This is a genomic window from Labrenzia sp. 5N (genome assembly GCF_012395805.1).
In the GTDB taxonomy this organism is placed as follows: Bacteria; Pseudomonadota; Alphaproteobacteria; order Rhizobiales; family Stappiaceae; genus Roseibium; species Roseibium algicola.
In genome coordinates this window covers 1,349,659-1,367,933 of record NZ_JAAZTM010000020.1, presented here as the reverse complement: position 1 = coordinate 1,367,933, position 18,275 = coordinate 1,349,659, and the positions used below count along the sequence as shown (strand labels likewise).

Below are 18,275 nucleotides of genomic sequence, written 5' to 3'. Positions count from 1 at the left end.
TGAATCAAATCGTCTGTTTTTGTCCAGACCCGTCAAAGAATAAAATGGTTAACGCAAATCCGGATTTTCCGTTCTTTCGTTAACCTTTCTCAGTATTGCAGACTACTGCAAGGTTCTGTCGACGATGTCACGGCTGTCTCTCGACAGATTTTCGCATGCTGAAATCCTCAAGAGGGCAGATTCAGCAAGGGCACTTCTTTGTGGGTCAAGTGCGCGCCACGAGCGGAAGCTCGTCAGAAGTCTCGATGCCACTTGTGGATTTCGCTTGTCGATCTCCAGAACTGATTCGGCGATCAGTTCAAATCCGGCACCATCCATCCGGGCAAATTGTGTCGGGTTGCCGGTGGCAAAGGATTGCAGCAGCGAGCGGACACGGTTCGGGTTGCCGGCATCGTAGGATGGGTCCGACATCAATGCCTTGACCCGGTCCAGCGTTTCGTTGCCGGGTGCGGTGGCCTGGGTCATGAACCACTTGTCCATGGCCAGAGAGCTGTCCGTGTGCCGCTCGCGGTAAGCTGCAAGCGCTTCCTCTTCACGTGGCATATGGTCGTGTACCAGAAGGGTGAGGGCCGCGAGGCGGTCGGTCATGTTGTCGGCAGAGGCAAACCGCGACCAGACCAGGTCAGTCGCATCGGCTGCGCCGGAGACTACGTAATAATGCAGGCAACGGTTTGCGAGCGCTCGTTTTCCGGCTGCCTGCGCATCCGGAGAAAAGGTCCCACCTGCGGACTGGACGGTAATGAACGGGACGAGGGAAGATGCGATGCGGGCGGCAACTGCGCGCCGCAGCATCTGACGGGCCGTATGAATGGCGTCCGGGTTGACGTCCTTGCCGATTTCCTGTGCGACATCCGCTTCGCTGGGCAACGTGAGTGCCTGCGCACGCAGGGCTTCATCCAGCTGGGTTTCACCCAGAACAGACGCGAACACACCGATGACGTCTTCGGACGGCGTGCCTTCCGAGCCGTCACGGACCAGACCGGCAAGCCTCACAAGGTCCTGCATCGCCAACGTCTGCACCGCCTGCCATCGATTGAACGGGTCCCGATCCTGTGCTGCCTGAAACAGGAGCTCCTCGGAATGCAGGGGCTGGTTCAGACGAACGGGTGCGGAGAAACCGCGCAGGAGAGACAGAACGGGAGCGGCAGCGACATTGTGGAAGACGACGTCCTGGTGAGCCTTGTCGAGCACAAGCACATCGCCGGCGACGTTGGCACCCTCCACGGAGCCTGTTTCCATGTCCTCGCCATTGGGGCCGATCAACCCGAAACGAAGCGGGATGACTGCCGGTTTGCTGGACTTCTGGCCGGCAATGGGCGGGATTTCCTGGGACAATGAAACGGTGAAGGACTTGCGGTCGGGATCATATTCCGTTTCCACCGACACGACTGGCGTTCCTGCCTGCTCGTACCAGAGCGAAAACTGTTCAAGATCGGTGGACGATGCTTCCTCGAAGCAGGACAGGAATGCCTCGATTGTGGTTGCTTCGCCGTCATGGCGGTCGAAATAGAGGTCCAGTCCGGCCCGGAACTTCTGTTCGCCCAGAAGCGTCTGCAGCATGCGAACAACCTCGGCGCCTTTTTCATAGACAGTCGCCGTATAGAAGTTATTGATTTCATGATAGGTTCGCGGACGTACGGGGTGTGCGAGCGGGCCTGCATCCTCCGGAAACTGATGCGATTTCAGCAAGCGCACATCGGCAATGCGCTTGACCGCCCGCGAGCGCATGTCGGACGAAAATTCCTGGTCGCGGAACACCGTCAGGCCTTCCTTCAGGCACAGCTGGAACCAGTCCCGGCAGGTGATGCGGTTTCCGGTCCAGTTGTGGAAGTATTCGTGTGCGATCACGGCTTCAATATTGGCATAATCCTGGTCGGTTGCCGTTTCCGGGTCGGCCAGAACATACTTGTCGTTGAAGATATTGAGGCCCTTGTTTTCCATCGCGCCCATATTGAAGTCCGACACGGCGACGATGTTGAACACATCCAGATCGTATTCGCGGCCAAACACTTCCTCGTCCCAGCGCATGGACCTCTTCAGGGAATCCATGGCCCAGTCACACAGGCTCTCCTTGCCATGCTCGACGTAGATGTTGAGTGCGACCTCCTTGCCGGACATGGTGGTGAACGTGTCCGGAACTTCGGCGAGATCGCCCGCAACCAGTGCGAACAGATAGGCCGGTTTGGGGTGCGGGTCGTGCCACACGGCATAATGCCTGCCGGTGCCGTCGATATCTCCTGTCTCCGTCAGATTGCCGTTGGCCAGGAGAACGGGGCAGTCTTTCTTCGAGGCCTCCAGACGTGTCGTGTAAACGGCAAGGACATCCGGTCGGTCCAGAAAATAGGTAATCCTGCGAAAGCCCTCGGCCTCGCATTGGGTGCAATAGGTTGCCGAGGAGCGGTAGAGCCCCATCAGCTTCGTGTTCGCGTCCGGATCGAGTTCGGTCACGAGTGTCAGCTCGAACGGATCGGCAGGCGGTGAGGCAAGTTCGAGACGATCGGCTGTCGCTGCATAGGCAGTCTCGGCAAGCGCTTCGCCGTTCAGCTTGATGCCCGCAAGTGACAATTCGTCACCATCCAGCACAAGCGGGGCGCCGGCCTCTGTTCCCGGTTGCCTGCTGACCTCAAGCGTCGCGGTCACGCGGGTTGCGCCCGGGGCGAGTTCAACGTTCAGGGCGACCTTGTCGATGCGATAAAGTGGCGGTTGATAGTCTTCCAGCCGTATGGCCGGCGCCGTTTCTGAACGCATCGAATTCTCCTGCTGATGTTAGGCGCAATTGCCTGCCCGTGCCTGACCGTAAGGCCCTGTTTGGAGGCCGCAACCGCACCCTCATGAAAATGTGAGGATGACCTAAGGCGTTAGCATGATCGCAGATTACGGCAAAGTCCTGTTTGACCTTCCGCAAGGGCTGGTATTCCGTCAGCCTTTGATAACACCTAAATACGGACGGGAGGTTTTGACGGCAGCCGGGGCATTGTCTATGTCAGGTGCGTCGTAAGTTGCAGGGAATTTTTTTAATGAGCCGTTTGGACAGTTTTATTCGTCGAATGACATCCCAGAAAACATTGCTCGAATTTCTGGTCGACAAGGTCAACGAAGTCGACGGACCTATCCTGGAACTCGGGTTGGGCAATGGCAGGACCTATGACCACTTGCGCGAGATTTATCCGAACAAGGAAATTTTCGTATTCGATTTCGCCATGGACTGCCACCCGAGCTGCGCTCCGGACGCGCATCACATGATCCTCGGCAACATTCGCGACACGCTTGTTTTCTGCGGTCCGCGGATCGGGGCGAAGGCGTCGTTCGCCCATATCGACATCGGTTCGGCTGATCCTACAAATGACCTTGCGACAGCTTCCTGGCTGGCTCCTTCAATAGATGCCCACATGGCCGTTGGCGGAATTATCCTGTGCGCGCTCGAACTCAACTTGCCGAATTACGAGCCCCTGAAAAAGCCGGATGGCATTCACCGGGGTCGCTATCATATCTATCGCAAGACATCAGAAGCCTGACCGTCGGCACTATTCAGGAAGAGACACATGACCGCGCCGCTCAAAGGCATCAAGGTTGTCGAACTGGCCCGCATTCTGGCCGGGCCCTGGACGGGCCAGACCCTCGCGGACCTGGGGGCAGACGTCATCAAGGTGGAAAGCCCGCAAGGCGATGATACCCGGGGCTGGGGGCCGCCATTCGTCAAGGACGAGGCGGGCGCGGACCGGGATGCAGCCTATTTTCATGCCTGTAACCGCGGCAAGCGTTCCATTGCGGTGGATTTTCGTACACAGGAAGGTCAGGACCTCGTTCGCCGCCTGGTGGCGGATGCCGACATTCTGGTCGAGAACTTCAAGGTCGGTGGGCTCGCCAAATACGGCCTCGACTACGACAGCCTTTCCAAGGTCAATCCGAAGCTGATATATTGCTCGATCACCGGGTTCGGTCAGGACGGTCCCTACGCTCATCGGGCCGGATACGATTTCATGATCCAGGGCATGGGCGGCATCATGGATCTGACCGGAGACCCGGAAGGCGACCCGCAGAAGATCGGGGTGGCGTTCGCGGACATCTTTACCGGGCTCTACGGTGTCATCGGCGTTCTTGCCGCCTTGCGCCGCCGCGATGAAACCGGCGAAGGCGAATGGGTCGACATGGCATTGCTGGATGCGCAGGTCGGTGTGCTTGCCAATCAGGCGCTCAATTACTTTGTTTCCGGCAAGGCACCGAAACGTCTGGGCAATGCGCATCCCAACATCGTTCCCTACCAGGTCTTTCCGGCCAGCGACGGGCATCTGATCATCGCGGTCGGCAATGATGGCCAGTTCAGGCGCCTTTGTGCTGTTCTTGGCCTGCCGGAGCTTGCCGACAATCCCCGCTACGCCACCAACGCAGCGCGGGTTGCCGCCCGCTCGGACCTTGTGCCGATCCTGACGGCTGAAACGTCAACGAGAGCCCGCGACGACCTCCTGGCCGCGCTTGAAGGCGAGGGTGTTCCGGCTGGACCGATCAATTCCGTGGAAGATGTCTTCAACGACAAGCAGGTGTTGCACCGGGATATGAAGGTCGACCTGCCGGCGACCGGTGTCGAAGGCGGCTCCGTTGCCTCAGTCCGCACGCCCATCAGGTTTCGGAACGGGACACTCGTGCTGGACCGCGCCGCGCCGGCACTTGGCGAGCACACGGAAGAAATCCTGAAGGAACTGGGCATCACGTCTGACCCGAACTCCTGAACGAAGAAAGCACTGCCATGAGCACCCCGGATTACCTCAAGGTCTCCGATAGCGAAGTTCTGTCCAATTCCTGGGGAACGCTGACCCGCCACCGGATCGAGTACAGGCGCCGGGATGGCGACTGGCAGGAGCAAGTGCGTGAAGTCTACGACAGGGGGCATGGCGCAACCTGCCTGCTCTACGATCCGGAACGCAATTGCGTGCTGCTGACGCGCCAGTTCCGGCTGCCTGTCTGGGCTGCCGGTCGAGATCCGATGCTGATCGAAGCACCCGCCGGTCTTCTGGAAGGTGCGCATCCGGAGGATCGCATGCGGGCGGAGCTGATAGAGGAGACAGGATTTGAGGTTTCGGACCTGGAACATCTGTTCGATGCCTTCAGCAGTCCGGGATCCGTAACCGAATATGTGGCATTCTTCCGCGGGACATACCATCTGAAGGACAAGGTTGCCGAAGGTGGCGGCAAGGAAACCGAGGGGGAGGATATCGAGGTGATGCACGTTCCCCTCGACGAGGCGCTCGAGATGATCCGCTCCGGTGAAATCATGGACGCAAAAACCATAATCTTGCTGCAGGAACTGGCCCTGCGTCGATTGACCGGCTAAAGGCAAAAGACATCGCGGTGGCAGTCCTTTGCGGTGGAAAGTCGAAAGCTTGCCTTAATTTGACGGAAACCGTCATGCAGGTAAGCTGCCTGTTCGCAACAAGGGTCACCGCCCAATGAAAAAATCGAAACGCACCGGCCGGCGCATAATGCTGCCCCTGACGACTATCGTCGGGCTGGGGTTCGGTGCGTTTGTTGCGATTGCGATCGGTCTTGTCCTGGGCTTGTCTGTCTCGGCCAACTTTCGCAACACGTTTTCCCTGCTGAATGACAAGACGATCCTGAGCACCCAGGCGCTCGAGACGCAGTTGCGGACGCATTTCGTGTCTGTCGAAAACGCGATCATTGGCCTGAAGCCCTATTTCGACGACGGCACGCTCGGCTTCGACGATACGGAAAGGACGCTGCAGGATCTCTCGATCGCGCTGAAATCCAATCACGACATCACCACACTGGTGGTGACTTCGACCGACAGAAGCAAGCTGGGGATCTATCGGGCACCGACCGGCAAACTGTGGCGGATTGAAACCGACGCACCGCCACCCGGCATGAACATGAAGGAAATGCCGCAATTGAGCGCCGACAGTCCGCCGACCTGGGGCCCGCTCGTCAAACACGAGGTCGGTCTTTTCGCGAATGTTTCGGTGCCGTTGGTGCGGGACGGCAAGGTTGCCGGCATGCTGACGGCTGCGACGTCCATGGAAGAACTTGCCCACATCGTTTCTGCTCAGGACGAGGGTGGCGACAATACCGTTTTCATCATCGCGGACGGCGATCAGGTGATCCTGCATTCGGACGCTCCCTGGCTCCAGACCGGTGGCAACATTCAGGACAAGTTGCCGGGCTCCTGGCAGACGATCGGCGACCCCGTTCTGGCTGCCATGGTAAATGAAGAAAAGCTGGACGAATTCAAGAAAGCCGCGGAACTCGGCATCGACGTCTCCACCGTTGATGCAAACAACGAAGAATATATCTTCATGAAGGCCCAGCTGGATGGTTTCAGCGACCGGCCCTGGACTGTCGGACAGTATTACCTCAGCGCGACGGTCTCCCGGGAGCTGCGGCGTCTTGCGGGCTCCATGTTCGTCGGCTTCGGCGCGCTCGTGGTGTCGGTGCTGATCGCATTCTGGATGGGGCGGCGCGTCGCCCGCCCGTTGCGCTACCTTGCAGTTCAGTCCAAGCGCATCGGCAGCCTGTCGCTCAACGAGGTAGAGCCCCTGCCGCGCAGCCGCGTCGCGGAGATCGATCAGGTGGCGCTGGCCTTCAATTCCATGGTTGAAGGCCTCAAGGCGATGAACACCTATGTGCCGCGCTCGCTGTTCATCAAGCTGATGCGATTGGGTGGCGGGAATGCTGCACAGGCGCGTGGTGCCGAACTCACGATCCTCTTTACCGATATTGTCGGGTTCACGGCCTTGTCCGAGCACCTGAGTGCGGAAGAAACCGCCAGCCTGCTGAATGACCATTTCGCCATCCTGGTCGAGGCGGTCGAAGGCGAGGGCGGCACGGTCGACAAATTCCTGGGGGATGGCATGCTGGCCTTTTGGGGCGCGCCCGATGCCCGCCCGGACCATGCGGAGGCTGCTGTCAGAACCGCACGCCGGATTGCAGCTGCGCTGCATCAGTCGAATCTGAACGCGGTTACCCAGGGGCGTCCGCCGATGGCGCTTCGGATCGGTATTCACACCGGCCCGGCGGTTGTCGGCAACGTTGGCGCGCTTGATCGCTGGAACTATACCGTTGTCGGCGACACCGTGAACGCGGCCGAACGCCTGCAGACGCTTGGCAAGGAAGTTCCCGAAAACCCGGAAGTCGTCATCCTGGCGAGTGCGGACACCGTTGCGCATCTGCCTGGTGAGCGACACCAGCGGCCGGTCGGCGCGCATCACCTGCGCGGCCGAAGCGGGCAGATGGAAGTCTATTGGCTCGATCCCTTTCCGCAGTCAAAGCCGGTACACAGGCCCGTGGCGCGGCCGGTGTCTGCCGCGGAGTGATTCCTTCCGGACCGTTGGACCGCCGGCCAGGCTTCCAGCTAGTCTGTTTCGTGTTCAGATGAACGCAGAAAAAATGATTTCAGGTTCGTTCGACAACTGCAGTTTAACGTTCGGTTGCACCTGTTAATCGAGTGGCGGAACGGGTCTGCTCTTGCAAACTGTGACGAACATCACAGTTTGTTTTCATGAATCCTGCATTGCTATCCACTGGCGAATTTGGTTGTCTTTCAAATGCAATGAGGGCTTAGTAAGCCTCTGTCAGACAATCCTTGCCTGGGAGGAAATGCGCGGTGAATGTTCTCTCGATTGAGGGACTGACGGTTGATTTTAATACGGCGGAAGGTCAGGTCCGGGCGGTCGACAATGTGTCATTTGTCGTACCCGAGAACCGGACTGTCGCGCTGGTGGGCGAATCCGGGTCGGGCAAGACGGTCATATCGCAGACGATCATGGGTCTTCTGCCCCAGGCTGCATCCATTACATCCGGGAAGGTAATCCTGGCGGATCCGACCGGCGCAGAGCCGCCTGTCGATATCGCTGCGCTTGAGCGCAAGGGGCCGCAGATGCGGCACCTGCGCGGCAACCGGGTTGCGATCATTTTCCAGGAGCCGATGACGTCGCTGTCGCCGCTGCATACTATCGGCGACCAGATCGGCGAAGCCGCACTTCTTCACCGCAACGTTTCCAGCGCCGAGGCACGCGAACTGACCAAGACCATGCTGAGCCTGGTCCAGTTCCCCGATCCAGAGCGCGCTCTCGACACCTATCCGTTCGAACTCTCAGGGGGCCTGCGCCAGCGCGCGATGATCGCGATGGCCATGATCTGCCGCCCCGCGCTGCTGATTGCAGACGAGCCTACCACCGCGCTCGACGTCACAATTCAGGCGGAAATCCTGAAACTCATTCGCGAAGTTCAGGCCGAACTGCGCATGTCCGTCCTGATGATCACCCACGACTTTGGCGTGGTCGCCAACATGGCCGATGAAATCGCGGTGATCTATCATGGCCGCATCATGGAAAAGGGCACTGCGCAGCAGCTCTTCTCCAATCCCAAGCACGACTATCTGAAGGCTCTGCTCAACGCGGTCCCGAGCTTCCACATGGACCGGGACGAGCGGCTGGTGCCGATCCGGCCCATCAAGGTCCGTTCGGAGGAATTGACGGCCAATCGCCCGCATTGCGATGTCAAGCCGGGCGAGCCACTGGTCGAAATGCGCGATGTCACCAAACGGTTCACCTTGCGCAAGGGGTCTTTCCTTGGTGGCAAGGTCAAGACCATGACCGCGCTCGACAGCATCAACCTGACGATCCGCCGTGGCGAGTGTCTCGGTCTCGTAGGGGAATCGGGTTCCGGCAAGACCACCGCAGCAAAGGCCATCCTGAGGGCAATCGGTATCGAGGGCGGCAATGTCCTCTACAATCGCGGCAAGGGGCTGGAAGACATCTCCAAGCTCAAGGGCGCGGAACTGATGGACTATCGCCGCCGCGTGCAGCTTATTTTCCAGGACCCGTTCTCCTCGCTCAACCCGCGCATGACCATCAACGACACACTGATGGAACCCCTTGAGGTGCACGGCATCGGCACCCCTCAGGAGCGGGCCGAGCGCGCACGCAATCTGATGAACCTGGTGGGGCTCGACCCGCGTTTCCTGCGCCGCTATCCGCATTCGTTCTCCGGCGGTCAGCGCCAGCGCATCGGGATCGCTCGAGCTCTCGCGCTCAACCCGGAATTCCTGTTGTGCGACGAACCGACCTCGGCGCTCGACGTCTCGGTACAGGCGCAGATCCTGAACCTTCTGCAGGATCTCAAGCGCGACCTGAACCTGACCTATCTCTTTGTCAGCCATAACCTGGCCGTGGTCGACTATGTTGCCGACCGGATCGCGGTCATGTGCCGTGGACGACTGGTTGAGATGGGCGAAACACGAACTGTCGTCGGCAATCCGCTGCACCCGTACACGAAAGCCCTGCTTTCGGCCGTGCCCGAGCCGGACCTGTCGGCACCACTGGATTTTGCCGCCCTAGATGCCAACAGAGCATCGGAGCCGCAATCTTGGCCGGAACCTTTCCGATTGACCGACGGCCAGGCGCCGTCGCTGGTGGAAATGGAACCGGATCACTTTGTCTGCGCACCTGGCCTGAAGAATGCCGGGGCGCTTGAGGGGACTGCAGCATGAAGTTTTTGAATTCCGTAAGGGCCGGTCTTTTCCTGACCGTAGCTCTGATAGCGGGGCCACTGGCCGCGTTGGAGCTGAAGGAAACACCGGGCCTTGATCCGTCTCTGCCGCCCGTGGCGGAACGGGTTCCCTCCGACCCTCTGATCGTTGATCTTGAAGCCAAGGGTCGAACCGTCGGCAAGCCGGGAGGCAAGATCGACACCCTGATCGGCCGGGCAAAGGATGTCCGACTGATCAACGTTTGGGGCTATGCCCGCCTCGTTGGCTACAACGAGCAACTGGAACTGGTTCCCGATATCCTGGCGAACGTCGATGTTGAAGATGGCCGCATTTTCACGCTTCACACGCGCGCCGGCCACAAGTGGTCTGATGGCCATCCCTTCGGTGCCGAGGATTTCCGCTACTTTTTCGAGGACATTGTCAGCAACGAAAGTCTGACCCCGTCAGGTCTGCCGCCGTACCTGCTGGCCAACGGCAAGGGCCCCAAGTTCGAGGTCCTGGACGAAACCACCGTCCGCTTTACCTGGGATTCGCCGAACCCGCTGTTCCTGCCGGAACTGGCAAAGTCCCGTCCGCCGTTCATCTATCGGCCAGCCCACTATCTGAAGCAGTTCCACGAGAAATACGGCGATCCTGATGTGATCGCCAAGGAAGCTGCAAAGGTGAAGGCGCGGGACTGGGCACCGCTCCATAACAAAAAAGACGACATGTACAACGCGCAGAACGTCGACATGCCGTCGTTGCAGCCTTGGGTGCGCAACCGCGATGACAGCGATCTGCGCTTCGTTCTGGAACGCAATCCATACTATCACCGGGTCGACAGCACCGGTCAGCAGCTTCCATATGTCGACGAAATCATCATGACGGTTGCCGACGGCAAGCTGATCCCGGCCAAGGCACAGGCTGGTGAAAGCAACCTGCAGGCACGTAACCTCAACTTCGCCGACATTACCGTCCTGAAGAAGGGCGAAAAGGACAATGACTATGTCACCGCGCTCTGGTCCAACACCAAGGGTGCGGAGATCTCGATCCTGCCGAACCTGACGGTCAAGGATCCGGTCTGGCGTGAACTGATGCGCAATACGAAGTTCCGTCATGCCCTGTCGCTCGGGATTGACCGCAACCTGCTCAACCGGGTCCTGTTCTTCGGGCTGGGAACACCGGGCAACGACACGGTTCTGGCGTCCAGCCCGCTTTACAAGGCCGAGTTCACCACCAAGTGGGCGGAATACGATCCGGAACAGGCGAACGCGCTTCTGGACGAAATCGGCCTCACCAAGCGCAACGGAAACGGCATTCGTCTGATGTCCGATGGCCGTCCGCTGGAAATCATCGTGGAGACCGCTGGCGAGGAACAGGTCCAGGATGATGCCCTGGAGCTGGTCAAGGAAATGTGGAAAGAGATCGGCGTCGCTCTGTTTGCCAAGCCGAGCCAGCGTGACAACATGCGCGAGCGCGCCATCACCGGTGACCTGCTGATGTCTGTCTGGTCCGGCTTCGAGAACGGCATTCCGACGTCCGAAATGCCGCCGGAAGATTTTGCCCCTGTGCGTGGCGACGCGTTTTCGTGGCACAAGTGGGGTGACTATTTCGAAACCCAGGGTGAGGGCGGCGAAAAACCCGACTGGGCCCCGGCCGAGCGTCTGATGGAACTCTATACCGCATGGTTGAGCTCCAGAACGCCGGAAGAGCGCACCGAGATCTGGGAAGAAATGCTCCAGATCCATGCCGACGAAACCATTCATATCGGTCTGGTTTCCGGCGTTCGTCAGCCGGTTGTGATCAAGAACGTCGAAAACGTTCCGCTTGAAGGTATCTACGGCTGGGATCCCGGCGCCCATTTCGGAATTCACCGCATGGATGAATTCTACATGGCCAAGTAAACCGCAGTTCCGCTTGTTTTCCGGTCCGGCTGGTTCTGACACCAACCGGCCGGGGAAACTGCCAGAGGTATCGTTCGGTTCGGAAGATTATCCGAACCGAACGCTTTAAAGGCGACGGGCTGACTTGATCCGGCCCGTTCCGCCAGACGTTTTTCCGGGGACTGACTCTTGGTTGAAAAACGTCATACTATCGAAACCGAATTTGACTTTAAGTGCAGAAATCAGAGCCTGATTTGCGCAAAGTGCCGGGGCTGAGGGGAGTTTAGGTGCTCTATTACATTGTCCGACGTATTTTGATGATGGGTCCCACCTTGCTGGTGATCAGTCTGCTGACTTTCTTCATCATCGAGTTGCCGTCCGGTGATTACATTTCCAACCAGATTGCTGCCCTGAAGTCCTCCGGTGAAAGTTCCTCGGTTGCCAAGCTCGAGTTCCTGCGAAAGGAATTCTCTCTCGATCGTCCCTTCATGGAGCGCTACCTCATCTGGGTCGGCCTCTGGCCGGGGCCTCACGGTTTCGACGGGTTGATCCAGGGCAATTGGGGCTGGTCGTTCGAATTCGACAAGCCGGTGGAGCAGGTCATAGGACCGACACTTCCCTTGACCGTGGTCCTGAACTTCGCGACGATCCTGTTTGTCTACGTGGTGTCGTTCCCCATCGGTATTTTCTCTGCAACGCGTCAGTATTCCTGGGGGGACTACGGGTTCACTTTCCTGGGCTATATCGGTCTTGCCACCCCCAACTTTCTGCTTGCGCTCATTCTGCTCTATTTCTTCAATCGCTGGTTCGGCCTGTCCGTCGGTGGCCTGATGGATCCTCAGTACATCGATCAGCCCTGGAGCTTCGACAAGGCAATGTCGGTGCTGGCGCATCTGATCGTGCCCACCATCGTGATCGGGACCTCCGGCACGGCGGCCATGATCCGGCGCCTGCGCGCCAACCTGCTTGACGAGCTTCACAAGCAATATGTCACCACGGGCCGGGCGAAGGGGCTGAAGGAAAACCACCTGCTGGTCAAATATCCCCTGCGCATGGCCATCAACCCGTTCATCGCCGACATCGGCAACCTGATCCCGTCGCTTGTTTCTGGCTCGGTGATCGTTTCGGTGGTGATGAGCCTTCCGACAGTCGGGCCGGTTCTTGTGTCCGCGTTACAATCGCAAGACCAGTTCCTGTCAGGGTTCATTCTGCTGTTCGTTGCCATGTTGACGCTGATCGGCATGCTGATCTCCGATCTGCTGCTGGCGGTTCTCGATCCGCGCATTCGTCTTGGCGGGAGGGCCTCGTCATGACCATGGACGTGAAGAACACGCCCACGCGCGAAGTCGAGCATTACGTCGATCCGACGCCGTTCAACCCGGCTGTCACCGAGGAGATGACCGCCGAGCAGGAGCGCTTCTACCAGGCTTCCCAATGGAAGATCATGTGGTGGAAATTCAAGCGCCACAAAATAGCGGTCTGGTCAGGCGTGGTCCTGATCCTGTTCTACCTGTGTGTTCCCTTTGCCGAGGTAATTGCGCCCTATGGCGCCAACAGCCGCGACAGCATGCATCTTTATGCTCCGCCGCAACCGATCCACTTGTTTCACGAAGGCAAGCTCGTCGGCCCGTTCGTCTACGGCATGACCTCGGAAATCGACATGGAAACCCTGCAATGGGTGTTCAAGGACGATCCGAATAATGTCCAGCCGCTCCGCTTCTTCTGCAGCGGCGCAAAATACAAGTTCTGGGGGCTTTGGGACGCGTCATTCCACCTTGTGTGCCCGGCGGAAGGCGGCACGATGTTCCTGTTCGGGACGGACCGACTTGGCCGCGATCAGTTCTCGGGCCTGGTCTACGGGGCCCGGCTGTCGCTCACTGTCGGTCTGATCGGCGTCGTGATCTCAATCGTTCTCGGGCTCTTCTTCGGTGGGATAGCCGGCTATTTCGGCGGCTGGATCGACAGTCTGATCCAGCGGGCGATCGAGATCCTGCGCTCACTTCCCGAACTGCCTCTTTGGATGGCACTCTCCGCGGCGCTGCCTGTCACCTGGAGCCCCGTCTGGATCTATTTCGGACTGACGATCATCCTTGGTCTGCTGGATTGGCCCGGGCTTGCCCGTGCCGTCAGGTCGAAGCTGCTGTCCCTGCGTGAAGAGGAATACGCCAAGGCAGCTGTCCTGATGGGGGCCAAGCCGAAGCGCGTCATCACGCGGCATCTGCTGCCGGGTTTCACCAGCCACATCATCGCGTCGGCGACGCTGTCGATCCCGTCCATGATCCTGGGTGAGACTGCGCTGTCCTATCTTAACCTCGGTCTGCGTCGGCCGGCGGTTTCCTGGGGTGTTCTCTTGAACGAAGCGCAGAATATTTCGGTGGTGACCGTCTATCCCTGGCTGATGGCTCCGGTGCTGCCGATCATCATTGTCGTCCTGGCGTTCAATTTCCTTGGCGATGGTTTGCGCGACGCGGCAGATCCCTATAAGTGATGCATCTGAAATCTGAAGAACCGGCGGGCCGTTCTGGCCCGTCTTGCTGTTAGGAAGTCACAATGTCGAAGAATGCCACCACCGCCGCTGGCTGGGACGAGGAATATGAAGCCGGTCGCTGGGCCTTCCTGCGCTCGCTGCCTGAAAGCGGCCGATACGGCATTATCGGCATGTGGCTGAGCCTGACCGGCTCCATGGATGACGTTCTCGATATCGGCTGCGGCGAAGGCCTGCTCTACGAGCGTTTGCAGCCCATGGGCGTCAAGCGCTATGTCGGCATGGATCTTTCCCCGGCTTCCCTGCAGATCGCCAATGTCGACCCGGCCATCGCCAGCCTGCGGGCAGGCGACATGCACACTTTCGAAGCGCAGGAAGGTGAAACGTTCTCCGCCATTGTCTTCAACGAGGTTCTTCACTTCGCGGATGACCCGGCTGCCGTCGTTGCCCGCTACGTCCCGTTCCTGAAGGAAAACGGTGTTATCGCCCTGTCGATGTATTCACCGAAAAAGCCGGAGTCAGGTGCAAACAAGCTGATCAACAAGCTCTGGGAAGCAACCGACGATACCAGCAAGTGGGAAGTGCTCGATGACTATCGTCTCGTCTCCGACAAGAAAGGCGTCACCTGGCGCATGCGCCTGGTGAAGCCGGTTCGGTAAGCGCCGGAGAGCCCGAAAAACAGCATTGAATATGGCGAACACACCCCTGCCTCCTCAGCCTGAGGAGGCAGGGGTGTGTTGTTTCCAGAGGGGGAGGCGTGCTCAGGCAGCGGCTCCCCTGTTCTTGGAGTGCACTTGGTGATCCTCCTCGAGAGGACGATTTGCCCAGTGACAGGTGATCAACCCGGAAGCACGACAATCGTCGACTTGCCGCCCTTGTTCCGAAGGGCGTGTACATCGGCAAGGTCCGGGTCGCGATGCCAGGCCTTGGCGGCGTCGGGCGTGGGGAAGGACAGCAGGGCAACCATGTTCGGCGCATCGATAGCCGCTTCCAGGACCAGAGGTTCGGGATCCGCTGCAATGACGCTGCCGCCATGGCGGGCGAGAGCGTCTGCAGCTTTTTCACGATAGGCGCCGAGCGCTTCGCGATCCGTCACCGTGATCATGGCAATCGCTTGAATGGACATCTCTTGGTCTCCTTTGCTTGAGATGCCAGAATCGTATCGCAGAGGCGGTTTGCGAAAAATTCTTCAAATTCGTAACCGAACTGTGCAAAAATGCACGTGCCATGTATAGCTGGGATGATCTGAAATTCGTGCTCGCCATTGCCAATGCCGGCAGCCTGACCAAGGCCGCCCGCAGCCTTGGTGTGACGCATTCTACGGTGTCGCGGCGGCTGTCGGCGCTGGAAGAGGAAATCGGCGCACGTCTGTTCGACCGTCTTCCGGAAGGGTTCACGCCGACCACCGCCGGCGAAGAGGCGGTTGAAGCCGCCCGCCGGATGGAATTGGAAGTGCTTGCGCTGGACATGCGCATTGCCGCCAAGGATACCGAACTCGAAGGCCCATTACGGGTTACAGCGGCACAGCTTATTTTCCAGGTGCAACTGGCCGAGATTGTCGCGCGCTTCAAGGAGCGGCACCCGGGCATCGACGTCACCATGAATGCGGCCAACGAAATTCTGAGCCTGCACCGGCGCGAGGCCGATATCGCGGTGCGTGTCACCGACAAGCCCGATGAAAGCCTGTTTGGCCGTCTTGCCACAGGCCAGAACCGCTGTTTCTACGTGTCGAGAGACTTTGCCCGCCGATACCGGGACGCGGCGCTCGAAACGGTCACATCGCAGGCGGTGCCTTTCATCGCCTTCAAATGGTGGGGAAACAAGGTGCCGAAGGAAATGCGCGATCGGTACCCCAATGGCGAGGTGGCAACGGTCACCGACGACATGATCACGATGCATGCGGCCGTTCGGGCCGGCATGGGCATCGGCCGTTTGCCCTGCTTTCTGGGGGATCCTGATCCCGACTTGATCCGCCTGCCGGGCGTCGAACCGAGCCGTTACTTCGATATCTGGATCCTGACCCATCCGGACCTGAAGAACGTCGCCAGGGTCCGAACCTTTCTTCGCTTTGCGGCCGACGCCTTCAAGGAAAAGAGCAGTCTCTACCTCGGGAATTGAGTGACGTTGCCAGCCGTCAGATCCAGCGGCGAACGCGCGCGCAATAGTCGAGATACTCCTGACCGAACAGGCGCTTCAGATGCTCTTCTTCAGGCCTGATCTGGAATTCGGTCAGGTACCAGACAAAAGCCGGAACGACGGCGAAAACCGTCGCCGTACCGAGGTAGGTGCCGAATGCCAATAGCAGCAGAACGTCGGCGACATACATCGGGTTGCGCGACACCCTGTAGAAACCTCGGGTCACCAGAGTTCTGGCTTTATCCGGTGTTACGGGGTTGAAGGTCGTTCCCGCCATGACAAAGCGAAAAAGCGCGTGTCCGCCAATTGCCAGTCCGGCAATGAGCAACACCGCGGCGATCGAAGTCTGACCTGAAAAGGTGAGGTTCAGCGCCGGGAACAGCCTGGCGCCGGCATACAGCAGAAGCAGTCCGATCCCGACGACGACCGGAGGTGGAAGCAACAGGCGCATGGTCTCCCTCAGGACCTCTGAAGAACGATTGGTGCGCCGTGCGGCGTGGCCCTGGCCGCGTCGTCCCAGGCCTTGCGCAGGTCTGCAAGTTGTCCGGCTGCGGCAATGTTCTTGGCTGTGAGCAGACCTTCGAAGGCCGCCAGCCAACGGTCGTAATAGCCTTCGGTCTCGCCGCTTCCGTCGCCATCCTTGGCAAGCTCGGCGCCCAGAGCCTCAGCCCATTCGCCCCAGGTAAACACTCCGGCTTCATGGGCTTTCACCGTCATGGCGAAAACCCTGGCTTCCCAGGGAGCACCGAACACCGGCCCGCCGTCTTCATCCAGCGGCAGGCGCGGCGTTTCGAGAAACTTATCGGGCAAGGTCAAGATAAGGCTCCCAGAGATCGATACGCAGGGAAAGCTTGGGATCGCTGTCAGGACCCCAGATGTCGGTACCCTTGAAGAGGACACCATAAAGCCAGGTCGGCTGTTCGCCCTCGCCGTGCGCGTTGGTATCCGGGAACACATGAACGCCGTGAATGACCTCGATCGTGCCAACAGCATCGCGGGCATAGCGGGGAAGGCGCGTGTGGTGTTCGGGGTTCATGCGCCGCGTATGGACCTTGTCACCGACGCGGAAACGGGCGGGCTGATGTTCTTCTCGGTCGACCGGTGCGCCTTTGGACAGAACTCCGGCAACAGCGTCTGCCGAGAGCACGCGCTTGACCGGCTTCGCGGCTTCAAGTTTCCGGCCTTGTTTCAGTTCCTCTTCCGTAACGAGGCCATTGGCCAGCACAAGTTTTTCAAGCCCTCTGGTCCAGATCTCGTAATAGCTGGAGGTCAGGTAGGTAACTTGCGGCAAGGATTCGCGGGCAAAGCGTGAGGCATCAAGCGTCCAGGAGCCGGTTGCGCCCATGGCCAGCGTTACCGCAAACGCGCGTTCTTCCCATTTGGCATGGAAGTTGGGTTCGTTTTCTTCCAGTTCGATGGGGCCAAAGCCCATCTGTCCGCCAAGATCCTGGGCGCCGTTCATGCCGCATCCTCCAGTTCGGAAGGATCGAGCGCCAGCCCGGTACCGATCATGCTGTTGCGGGTGACGAGATCCGCCAGACGTTCCTCGCTCCATCCGTCTGTTCCCGCAGGGCGTTTGGGGATCACCAGATAGCGGATTTCAGCCGTCGAATCCCAGACGCGGACTTCGGTATCATCCGGCAGCTTTACGCCAAATTCATCCAGAACACCTCGCGGGTCGCGCACGGCGCGGGACCGATAGGGAGCAGACTTGTACCAGACAGGCGGCAAGCCCAGCACTGTCCAGGGATAACAGGAGCACAGTGTACAAACGACCATGTTGTGGGTCTGGTCGGTATTCTCGACCGCCACCATGTGTTCACCCTGACGGCCAGTGAAGCCGAACTCGGCAATCGCTGAGGTCGCGTCTTTCAGGAGCCGGTCCCGGTAGTCTGCATCCGCCCACGCCCGCGCAACAACGCGGGCGCCGTTCTTGGGGCCGATCTTGGTTTCGTAAGTCTCGATCAATTCGTCCAGGGCAGGGGGATCGATATATCCCTTTTCCGTCAGCAGCGTTTCCAAAGCGCGTACACGCAGCTCTATCTCGCTCAATTCGGAATGGTCGTGATCATGGGAATGATCGTGTTCGTGAGCGGACATGGAAAGCTCCTCGCTGGCAGGTACCTCATATGAGAACGCAGGTCATGGCCTGTCAATTCCAACACGAGGTTGGTCGCCTGATTTTGAGGAGGGTTTGTCATCCCGGATCGGTGTTCGACCTGGTCGCATTTGTCCGGGGTGACGGTGTTGCGTGGATTGGTCGTTAAATTAGTTACGAATGTAACCAATTTGA

16 protein-coding genes are annotated in these 18,275 nt (G+C 59.1%); 10 read left to right on the top strand and 6 right to left on the bottom strand.

The features are described 5' to 3' along the window. Positions 1-102: 102 nt before the first annotated feature. Complete coding sequence (gene pepN / locus HEP89_RS26710; protein ID WP_168693447.1) at positions 103-2,748, bottom strand: aminopeptidase N; 2,646 nt, start codon at positions 2,746-2,748, stop codon at positions 103-105. A gap of 269 nt (positions 2,749-3,017) precedes the next feature. Between pepN and HEP89_RS26705 the strand changes: the two genes are divergently transcribed. From HEP89_RS26705 to HEP89_RS26665, 9 genes are all read left to right on the top strand, one after another. Next, positions 3,018-3,515 carry a class I SAM-dependent methyltransferase gene (locus HEP89_RS26705; protein ID WP_082444653.1) on the top strand — a complete coding sequence of 166 codons (498 nt, stop codon included), beginning with the start codon at positions 3,018-3,020 and terminating at the stop codon, positions 3,513-3,515. 27 nt (positions 3,516-3,542) lie between these two features. Then, positions 3,543-4,727, top strand: coding sequence for a CaiB/BaiF CoA-transferase family protein (locus tag HEP89_RS26700; RefSeq protein WP_022997812.1), 1,185 nt, complete (start codon positions 3,543-3,545; stop codon positions 4,725-4,727). Positions 4,728-4,744: 17 nt separating this feature from the next. Continuing rightward, a complete protein-coding gene (locus HEP89_RS26695; RefSeq protein WP_168693446.1) occupies positions 4,745-5,329 on the top strand; it encodes an NUDIX domain-containing protein in 585 nt (194 codons plus the stop codon). A gap of 115 nt (positions 5,330-5,444) precedes the next feature. After that, complete coding sequence (locus HEP89_RS26690) at positions 5,445-7,322, top strand: adenylate/guanylate cyclase domain-containing protein (RefSeq protein WP_209014831.1); 1,878 nt, start codon at positions 5,445-5,447, stop codon at positions 7,320-7,322. A gap of 290 nt (positions 7,323-7,612) precedes the next feature. Further along, complete coding sequence (locus HEP89_RS26685) at positions 7,613-9,499, top strand: ABC transporter ATP-binding protein (protein WP_055658730.1); 1,887 nt, start codon at positions 7,613-7,615, stop codon at positions 9,497-9,499. Then, a complete protein-coding gene (locus HEP89_RS26680; protein WP_055658732.1) occupies positions 9,496-11,382 on the top strand; it encodes an ABC transporter substrate-binding protein in 1,887 nt (628 codons plus the stop codon). Before HEP89_RS26685 ends, HEP89_RS26680 begins: the two co-directional genes overlap by 4 nt. A gap of 266 nt (positions 11,383-11,648) precedes the next feature. Beyond that, a complete protein-coding gene (locus HEP89_RS26675; protein WP_031268102.1) occupies positions 11,649-12,674 on the top strand; it encodes an ABC transporter permease in 1,026 nt (341 codons plus the stop codon). Next, positions 12,671-13,849 (top strand): ABC transporter permease, encoded by a 1,179-nt coding sequence (locus tag HEP89_RS26670; protein WP_022997806.1) that lies wholly within the window; start codon positions 12,671-12,673, stop codon positions 13,847-13,849. The genes HEP89_RS26675 and HEP89_RS26670 overlap by 4 nt, the downstream gene beginning before the upstream one ends. A 62-nt stretch (positions 13,850-13,911) precedes the next feature. Further along, positions 13,912-14,505 carry a class I SAM-dependent methyltransferase gene (locus HEP89_RS26665; protein ID WP_022997805.1) on the top strand — a complete coding sequence of 198 codons (594 nt, stop codon included), beginning with the start codon at positions 13,912-13,914 and terminating at the stop codon, positions 14,503-14,505. 179 nt (positions 14,506-14,684) lie between these two features. On the opposite strand, the gene HEP89_RS26660 is transcribed toward HEP89_RS26665, so the two are convergent. After that, positions 14,685-14,972: a DUF1330 domain-containing protein gene (locus tag HEP89_RS26660; protein ID WP_055658736.1), complete on the bottom strand. Its 288-nt coding sequence runs from the start codon at positions 14,970-14,972 to the stop codon at positions 14,685-14,687. Between the two features lie 101 nt (positions 14,973-15,073). On the opposite strand from HEP89_RS26660, the gene HEP89_RS26655 reads away from it, so the two are divergent. Continuing rightward, positions 15,074-15,964 carry a LysR family transcriptional regulator gene (locus HEP89_RS26655; RefSeq protein WP_077290380.1) on the top strand — a complete coding sequence of 297 codons (891 nt, stop codon included), beginning with the start codon at positions 15,074-15,076 and terminating at the stop codon, positions 15,962-15,964. A 16-nt stretch (positions 15,965-15,980) separates the two neighbouring features. Here HEP89_RS26655 and HEP89_RS26650 read toward each other — a convergent pair whose 3' ends face one another. From HEP89_RS26650 to nthA, 4 genes are read right to left on the bottom strand one after another with little or no spacing between them, the layout of a single operon-like run. After that, on the bottom strand, positions 15,981-16,433 hold the full coding sequence (locus HEP89_RS26650) for an isoprenylcysteine carboxylmethyltransferase family protein (RefSeq protein WP_077290379.1): 453 nt from the start codon (positions 16,431-16,433) through the stop codon (positions 15,981-15,983). An 8-nt stretch (positions 16,434-16,441) separates the two neighbouring features. Beyond that, on the bottom strand, positions 16,442-16,792 hold the full coding sequence (locus HEP89_RS26645; protein WP_031268099.1) for a nitrile hydratase accessory protein: 351 nt from the start codon (positions 16,790-16,792) through the stop codon (positions 16,442-16,444). Beyond that, positions 16,782-17,444: a nitrile hydratase subunit beta gene (nthB, locus tag HEP89_RS26640; RefSeq protein ID WP_077290378.1), complete on the bottom strand. Its 663-nt coding sequence runs from the start codon at positions 17,442-17,444 to the stop codon at positions 16,782-16,784. Before nthB ends, HEP89_RS26645 begins: the two co-directional genes overlap by 11 nt. Then, positions 17,441-18,082 (bottom strand): nitrile hydratase subunit alpha, encoded by a 642-nt coding sequence (gene nthA, locus HEP89_RS26635; RefSeq protein ID WP_055658742.1) that lies wholly within the window; start codon positions 18,080-18,082, stop codon positions 17,441-17,443. The genes nthB and nthA overlap by 4 nt, the downstream gene beginning before the upstream one ends. Between the last annotated feature and the right edge of the window lie 193 nt (positions 18,083-18,275).